This is a genomic window from uncultured Campylobacter sp. (assembly GCF_938018145.1).
Lineage (GTDB): Bacteria > Campylobacterota > Campylobacteria > Campylobacterales > Campylobacteraceae > Campylobacter_A.
The window spans coordinates 1-4,942 of sequence record NZ_CALIII010000067.1; the positions used below are offsets into that span (position 1 = coordinate 1).

Here is a 4,942-nt window from a genome sequence, read left to right on the forward strand (position 1 = left end):
TATTGTATTGCAAAAAGTTTGCCGTAAAATTTCTAAAAAATTAAATTTTATATTATAATTAGCTCTCATATTTTTATCTGAAAGAATTAAAATGGCAATAAACGACATTGAGCAAGCTTACGATACCCTTCCATATACTTCGCAGTCCTTTAAGGAGTCGCATCCGCAAAAACTTGAGGCTATAGCCAGACTTATCTCGCTCAACCCTATTCCCGCTTCGAAGGCTAGAGTTTTAGAGATCGGTTGTTCATTTGGCGGAAATTTGATCCCATTTGCGCTAAACAATAAAAATGCGGATGTTGTGGGTATCGATCTATCAGGCATACAGGTTTCAAAAGGACAAAAGATAATCGAAGATATCGGCATCTCAAATTTAAAGCTATATCAAAAAGATATCTGCGATCTGAAGGATGAGCTAGGTAAATTTGACTACATCATCGTGCACGGCGTTTACAGCTGGGTACCCAAAAATGTCCAAAAATCGATTTTAAGCGTTATAAAAAATTTACTAACGCCAAACGGTTTAGCCTTTATATCCTATAACGTATATCCAGGCTGGAAAGGAAAGTCGGTTTTAAGAGATTTTATCAATATTTTTGTGCAAAATTCGCACAAAGATGCCAGTGAGTTAGAAAAAGTAACCGCCTTTCGGGGAGATATAAAAATCTCTAAAAGATTACATACGGGCGATTGACCTTGAGGATGAATAGAGGTGGCTAATAAAGCATATCGATAGTGTCAATGAAAAATATGCTAGCATGGATTATTATCTTTACCACGAGTTTTTTGAGATTTTTAACGATCCTTGCTATTTTTTCGAATTCGTAAAAGATATTGAGAAATTTGAGCTCGGATATCTTACGGATACGAATTTGCACTTGTCTTTAAACCCTATTTACGATGAGCAAATTCGTGTTCTTTTTGAGAACATAAAAGATATGCCTGCGCGTATAGTAAACGAGCAATATACCGATTTTGCGATCAATACAAGCTTTCGCAGGAGCATAATAACTCACTCCAAGAACGCTCAAAACGCAAGGCTTGATAAAAAATATGATAAAAATAGTTTAAATACGTTATGTGTACGCGGTAAATTTGATGAAAAAGATGGCAAGATAATTGACCGCAAGGAACGAACTATAAATCCAAGAGCCGCCAAAATCGTCGAGGCCATAAACTCAGCCTATCCAGGCTCTGTAAATATCGAGGAGCTGGCGGCTAAATTTGAGGATCAAAACGAAGGTTATTCAAGAATTATCGCACTTATACTAAGTGACAGCGTGGATATTCTGCCTACTGTAGTAAAATCTGTAAAATACGCCCCAGGCAAAAGCAAGATCAAAGAAATTTACGAAAGATATGTAAGATATTTTTTGAAAGACAACGAGCCTGTTATCAGTTTTTCAAACCAATTTAATGAGATCATACTCAGCAAATTTGATAAAGCCGACCTTGAAATAATGCTGGAATTTAACGGCAAAAATAGCATCAAGGATATCAAAAATATCATCAAAAACAAAGGAATAATGATGCAAAGAAAAGACAAAAGTGGAAATATCGTAAACCTCAGCGTGAGCGAGGCTGCGGAGATCTATCTGGATGGTTTGATAGAAAGGATGGCAAACAGCCTGATGTTTGAGGAAATTTAGCTCTTTTTGTGTTTTTTTGGGTAGTCAAAAAACAGAGCCTTTGCGCCGTGTTCTTTTAGTTCTTTAAAGCTACCGTCAAATTCGACGCAAAAGATGCCGCAAGTCGGGATATTTCCGATAGCGGCGTCGCTTAAAAGCTCACAAATTTCCGTTATCGCGTCGTTGTGCGCGACAACAAATACGCTTTGAAATTTGTCGTCAAACTCTCTTATAAAGGCTAAAAGCTCGTGCGTCTGCGCGCCGTATAGCTCGTCTTTAAATTTGATTTTCTTCTTAAATTTGACTGCTTCGGCTAGCTTTTGAGCTGTTTTAGTGCAGCGTTTGGCGGGACTTGAAAATATTGCATCTGCCCTAACCTCATGCTTTTTTAGTCGTTCGTACATCAGCGCCAGATCCTTTTTGCCCCGATCGCTTAGATCGCGCTCAAAGTCGCTACCCTCACCCTCATCTACGGCTTTTGCGTGCCTGATAAAGTAGATTTTTTTCATTTTATTCCGCCTTTCCGGCTTTCGCTATATTTTTTATGTGCTCGATTTCCGCCTCGCTAAAGCCTGATTTTAGGCGCGCGCTCACGTTTAGCTCGCGAGACTGCAAAAAGGCTTTAGGATAGATTTTTTGCACGATTTGCGCGTAGATTTCGGGGCTTACACCCTCGTTTTCGCAGGCAAATTTAAACCACCGATCGCCCTTTGAGACGTGCGAGATCTCCTCGTCTAAGATAACTTGCAAAATTTCGCAAAGCTGCGCCTTGTTTTCGTCTTTTTCGCGCTCGGTTTCTAGCTTTTTTAACATAAATGCATTTGCGTCAAGGCCGTTTGCCTCCATATATCTAGGCAGCACCGCCATGCGCTCAAGCAGCGACGCGGAGGTATTTTGCAGGGCGATAAAAAGCCCGTCGTGCACGGTAAAATCGCCGTATTTCACGTCAAATTTAGCCATGTGTTCTTCGATCATCTTAAAGTGCCTAATCTCATCCTCTGCAACCTCGAGCCAGTCGTCATAGTAGGCCTTTGGTAGCGCGCGGAAGCGATACGCCGCATCTAGCGCGATATCTACGGCGCTGTATTCGATGTGTGCGATCGAGTGAAGGAAGGCTTTTTGCTTATCGGCTTGCTTTTTGCCGCCGATTTCCCTCATGGCTACTACCTCGCAAAATGCCGCATAACTCGGGCGCCGAAGCGGTTTTATTTCGTCAAATTTACCGCCCTCTTCTATCTGTGCGTCAAATTTACCTGCCTTATACTCGGCGTAAAATCGTTTAAATTTGTCAAATTTAAGCTCCTTGTCGCCGCACTCTAAAATTTCCCAAATTTGATCGAAAAATCTCATTTTATCACCTTAAATTTTACCCCGAAATACCCTAACGCAAAGCCGATGATATGCGCGTACCAGGCGACGTTTACGCCCATAGCTACGGGCGCGAAGCTCATTAGCAAGATAGCGATTATTAGCCCCTTTCGGCTACTGGCGTCCAAAAATGCCAAAACTCCTAGCAGCAGGCTGATCGCACCGCTAGCTCCGACTAAATTTATAAAAGTTCCGTTAGTTTTAAACATAACATAAATGTAAACAAAACTAAGCAGCGAGGTCAAAACGCCTCCTATGCAGTAAATAACGGCAAATTTTTCGCTGCCGTAGTACCGCTCAAGAAGCGATCCAAACTGATACAAAACCGCCATATTCATCAGCAGATGGGCCAAATTTGCATGCATAAACATCGAGGTTGCCGGCTGCCAGACGTAAAGTCCGTCCGTGAAAAACATATTTAGCCCAAGCGTCGCGTTAGTGCCGCAAATGCCGCAGTAAACGGCAAAAAATATTAGACAATTTAGCGCGATGAGCGATATCGTGGCTTTCAAAAACGGCTCCTTTTTAAAGGCTTTATCATATAAAATTTAGACATAAATTTAGCTAAAAATTAACCTTGCCAAAGCCGGCGAATCTGTTTGACGTTAGGCAAGTAGCGTCGCTGCCTTTGCACGCTACGATGTAGGAGTTTACCTCTTTGCCGCCTATTTTATGGCTATTTTTTTGAAATAGATTTATAAATCCGCTTTTGTTTTTGCCTCTGGTATTATGCATAAATCTTATAGTTCCGTCGTCCTCTATGCGGTCTATGATGCCAAGGTGCGTTATGATTTGTTTATTTTTGCCTTTAGTTTGGCTCGTGGTGTTGTTAAAAAACACCAAATCCCCGAGCTTCGGGCTTGTTTGCGAGATCAAATTTCGCTTTTTGTAAAAATTATAAATAGCTTGCGATTTCGATCCTTGTTCGCCGTAAAATTTGAGCAAATTTGTCTCGGAAAAGTAAACGTTATTTATGTTTTTATTTACGAGCGAGACGAAGCCCGAGCAGTCTCCGCCGTCTTTTTTGCCTAAAAAACCTTGCATAAAATTTGAAAGCGCTTTGCCGCCTAGATCGTTAAATACGTCTTGCTGCGAGTTTAAAAATCTCGCGTTTAAGATCTGTCCGCTTTGATCGATCGGGTAAATTTTGGGCGTATTGTTTGTGCATCCACTAAAAATCAAAGCCGCAATCGACGCAAGCGGTAAAAAAATCGTAAATTTCATTTTGTTATCCTATTTTTTATCTAAGGCGACGTTTTGCGATAAATTTGAGCGCTGGAAACTGGCCGCCTAAAAGTAAGATTATATAAATAAATCGGTAAATATCGGCATAAATTTAAATTTATAAGCTAAATTTTACTATACTTTGGATTTTATTTAAGGATTTAAGATGATGCATTATTTAGAAATCGAAGGAAACGCGAAACTAGGCGGCGAAGTCGCCATAAGCGGTGCGAAAAACGCCGCCCTGCCCCTCATAGCCGCGGCTCTAATCATAAAAAACGACGTGACGCTAAAAAATATGCCAAACGTCGCGGATATAAAAACATTGGCTACTTTGCTTGTAAATTTGGGCGCAAAGTGCGAATTTACGGACGATCACACGCTAAAAATCAACTCAAACTACGTCAGCTCCACAAAGGCCAACTACGACATCGTGCGTAAAATGCGCGCATCCATCCTGGTTCTTGGCCCGCTGCTAGCCAGGTTTGGCCACTGCGAGGTGAGTCTGCCCGGCGGCTGCGCGATCGGACAAAGACCGATCGATCTACACCTAAGCGCGCTTGAAAAAATGGGCGCAAACATCGAGATAAAGCAAGGCTACGTCGTCGCCACCGCGCCTGATGGGCTAAAAGGCGCGCAGATCGTGTTTGACAAGATCACGGTAACTGGCAGCGAAAACATCATAATGGCCGCCGCGCTCGCTCACGGCACGACGCATCTAA

6 protein-coding genes and 1 pseudogene are annotated in these 4,942 nt (G+C 41.8%); 3 read left to right on the forward strand and 4 right to left on the reverse strand.

All coding sequences use genetic code 11. The features are described from left to right. Positions 1 to 91 precede the first annotated feature (91 nt). Both Q0338_RS01520 and Q0338_RS01525 read left to right on the forward strand, forming a co-directional pair. Positions 92 to 694, forward strand: a complete 603-nt coding sequence (locus Q0338_RS01520) for a class I SAM-dependent methyltransferase (protein ID WP_298085218.1) — start codon at positions 92 to 94, stop codon at positions 692 to 694. 64 nt (positions 695 to 758) lie between these two features. Continuing rightward, complete coding sequence (locus Q0338_RS01525) at positions 759 to 1,649, forward strand: methyltransferase regulatory domain-containing protein (RefSeq protein ID WP_298085219.1); 891 nt, start codon at positions 759 to 761, stop codon at positions 1,647 to 1,649. On the opposite strand, the gene Q0338_RS01530 is transcribed toward Q0338_RS01525, so the two are convergent. From Q0338_RS01530 to Q0338_RS01545, 4 genes are read right to left on the reverse strand one after another with little or no spacing between them, the layout of a single operon-like run. Next, a complete protein-coding gene (locus tag Q0338_RS01530; RefSeq protein ID WP_298085220.1) occupies positions 1,646 to 2,137 on the reverse strand; it encodes a histidine phosphatase family protein in 492 nt (163 codons plus the stop codon). The two genes, Q0338_RS01525 and Q0338_RS01530, sit on opposite strands and share 4 nt — an antisense overlap. Before the next feature lies 1 nt (position 2,138). Next, positions 2,139 to 2,978 carry a ferritin-like domain-containing protein gene (locus Q0338_RS01535; protein ID WP_298085221.1) on the reverse strand — a complete coding sequence of 280 codons (840 nt, stop codon included), beginning with the start codon at positions 2,976 to 2,978 and terminating at the stop codon, positions 2,139 to 2,141. After that, a complete protein-coding gene (locus Q0338_RS01540; RefSeq protein WP_298085222.1) occupies positions 2,975 to 3,508 on the reverse strand; it encodes a rhomboid family intramembrane serine protease in 534 nt (177 codons plus the stop codon). The genes Q0338_RS01535 and Q0338_RS01540 overlap by 4 nt, the downstream gene beginning before the upstream one ends. A gap of 52 nt (positions 3,509 to 3,560) precedes the next feature. Beyond that, entirely contained in the window at positions 3,561 to 4,220 is a 660-nt protein-coding gene (locus Q0338_RS01545) for an NlpC/P60 family protein (protein WP_298085223.1), read from the reverse strand. A gap of 169 nt (positions 4,221 to 4,389) precedes the next feature. Here Q0338_RS01545 and Q0338_RS01550 point away from each other — a divergent pair. Then, positions 4,390 to 4,942 (forward strand): annotated as a pseudogene (locus tag Q0338_RS01550) (UDP-N-acetylglucosamine 1-carboxyvinyltransferase); the annotation flags it as partial.